This window comes from Kitasatospora sp. NPDC057512, assembly GCF_042802135.1.
GTDB lineage: Bacteria > Actinomycetota > Actinomycetes > Streptomycetales > Streptomycetaceae > Kitasatospora.
Genome location: NZ_JBHVET010000965.1, coordinates 1 through 2,583 on the forward strand (window position 1 = coordinate 1; position 2,583 = coordinate 2,583).

Sequence of the window (2,583 nt, forward strand, 5' to 3'; positions counted from 1 at the left end):
GCACGAGGCCGGGCCCGCGGCCTGCTCGGCGGCCCGTGCGGGGCCGGTCCGGCAGGGATCCGTCAGCCAGTGCCCTGGAGGGCGCCTCAGGCGGCCGGGAGGGCGTCCAGGGCGGCACGCAGCCGTCGCAGCGTCTCCGGGCGGCCCAGCAGCTCCATGGACTCGAACAGCGGCGGGGAGACCCGTCGGCCGGTGACGGCCACCCGCAGCGGCGTGAAGGCGAACTTGGGCTTGATGCCCAGCCCCTCCACCAGCGCCTCGCGCAGCGCGGCCTGGATCGGCTCCGGGGTGAAGTCCGCGAGCTCCTCCAGCGCCTTGATGCTGGCCTCCAGCACCGGGCGGGAGTCCGCGGTCAGCACCTTGGCGGCGTCGTCCGGGTCGAGGGCGAACTTCTCCGGCGCCACGAACAGGAAGCCGGCCATGTTCACGATCTCGCTCAGCACGACCATCCGCTCCTGGGTAAGCGGCGCCACCTTGGCGAGCAGGTCCAGCTGCTCGGCGGTGGGCTCGGCCGGCAGCAGCTCGGCGCCCTGGAGGAAGGGCACCAGGCGGCGGACGAAGTCCTCCGGGGCCAGCCGGCGGACGTGCTCGGCGTTGATCGCCTCGCACTTCTTCAGGTCGAAGCGGGCCGGGTTGGCGTTCACCTTGGCGACGTCGAAGGCGGCGACCATCTCGTCCATGTCGAACAGGTCGCGGTCCTCGGCCAGCGACCAGCCCAGCAGGGACAGGTAGTTGAGCAGGCCCTCGCGGATGAAGCCGCGCTCGCGGTACAGGTTGAGCGAGGACTGCGGGTCGCGCTTGGAGAGCTTCTTGTTGCCCTCGCCCATCACGTACGGCAGGTGGCCGAAGCGCGGGGTGGTGCCGTCGCCGACGCCGATCTCGGCGAGCGCGGCGTACAGCGCGATCTGCCGCGGGGTGGAGGACAGCAGGTCCTCGCCGCGCAGCACGTGGGTGATGCCCATCAGGGCGTCGTCCACCGGGTTGACCAGGGTGTACAGCGGGGCGCCGTTGGCCCGGACGATGCCGTAGTCCGGCACGTTCTCCGGCTCGAAGGTGAGCGTGCCGCGCACCAGGTCGTCGAAGGAGAGGGTCTTGTCGGGCATCCGGAAGCGCAGGATCGGCTCGCGCTTCTCCAGCTTGTAGACGGCGACCTGCTCGTCCGTCAGCTCGCGGCAGTGGCCGTCGTAGCCGGAGGGCTTGCCGGCCGCGCGGGCGGCCTCGCGGCGGGCGTCCAGCTCCTCGGTGGAGCAGTAGCAGTGGTAGGCGTGGCCGGCCTCGTGCAGGCGGCGGGCGACATCGGCGTAGATGTCCATCCGCTGCGACTGCCGGTACGGCGCGTCCGGGCCGCCGACCTCGGGGCCCTCGTCCCAGTCCAGGCCGAGCCAGCGCATCGCGTCGAGCAGCTGGTTGTACGACTCCTCGGAGTCGCGGGCGGAGTCGGTGTCCTCGATCCGGAAGACCAGCGTGCCGCCGTTGTGGCGGGCGTAGGCCCAGTTGAACAGGGCCGTGCGGACCATGCCCACGTGGGGGTTGCCGGTCGGGGACGGACAGAAGCGAACCCGGACGGCCGGGTCAGTGTTAGCCACGCTTGATCACCTTGTTGGTGAGAGTGCCGATGCCTTCGATGGAGACGGCGACCTCGTCGCCGACGTTGAGGGGGCCCACCCCTGCGGGCGTGCCGGTGAGGATGACGTCGCCGGGCAGCAGCGTCATGGCCTCGGAGATGTGGACGACCAGCTCGGCGACCGAGCGGATCATCAGGGAGGTGCGGCCGGTCTGGCGGAGCTCGCCGTTGACCGTGCAGGTGATCGCGAGGTCGCTCGGGTCGAGGTCGGTCTCGATCCACGGGCCCAGCGGGCAGGCCGTGTCGAAGCCCTTGGCCCGGGCCCACTGACCCTCGCGCTGCTGGACGTCCCGGGCGGTGACGTCGTTGGCGCAGGTGTAGCCGAGGATCACCTCGGGCACCCGGTCCAGCGGCACCTCGCGGCACATCCGGCCGATCACCACGGCGAGTTCGGCCTCGTGGTGGACGTCCGAGGAGAACGGCGGGTAGGCGATGCTCTCGGTCGGGCCGATCACCGAGGTGGACGGCTTGAAGAAGGTGAGCGGGACGTCCGGGACGTCGTTGCCCAGCTCCGCCGCGTGCGCCGCGTAGTTGCGGCCGACCGCCACGATCTTGTTCGGGAGCATCGGGCTGAGCAGCCGGACGTCCTGGAAGCGGTAGCTCTCGCCGGTGGGCTGGGGCTGGCCGAACGGGTGGCCGGCCAGCGCGTGGACGACCAGCGACTCGGGCCGGGAAGGGTCGCCCTCCACTACGCCGAAGGAGACGCTGCCGGCGGCAGGGCTCCCTTCCCGGACGGAAAACCTGGCAATGCGCACGGCTGGGCTACCCCTCGCTTCGTCGGCCGCCCGGGGCGCGCCCGGGCGCTGGTGGGCTCCCGCCCGCAGTGGGCGCGGCCCCGTCAATCGGCCTCCAGGCTATCGCGTGGGGCCCCGGCTGACCGCTTTGCCCCTGTTCAGGACGGTCGGGGAGGAAGCGCGCACCGCACGACGCCGAGGGCGCCGCCGCCACCCGTGTGACGA

The 2,583-nt window shown here is 72.0% G+C and carries 2 protein-coding genes; both read right to left on the reverse strand.

The window, feature by feature from the left end:
* Positions 1 to 86: 86 nt before the first annotated feature.
* Positions 87 to 1,586 (reverse strand): glutamate--tRNA ligase, encoded by a 1,500-nt coding sequence (gltX, locus tag ACFU6K_RS36315; protein WP_380670510.1) that lies wholly within the window; start codon positions 1,584 to 1,586, stop codon positions 87 to 89.
* Positions 1,579 to 2,379 (reverse strand): fumarylacetoacetate hydrolase family protein, encoded by an 801-nt coding sequence (locus tag ACFU6K_RS36320; RefSeq protein ID WP_375877277.1) that lies wholly within the window; start codon positions 2,377 to 2,379, stop codon positions 1,579 to 1,581. Before ACFU6K_RS36320 ends, gltX begins: the two co-directional genes overlap by 8 nt.
* Positions 2,380 to 2,583: the final 204 nt, after the last annotated feature.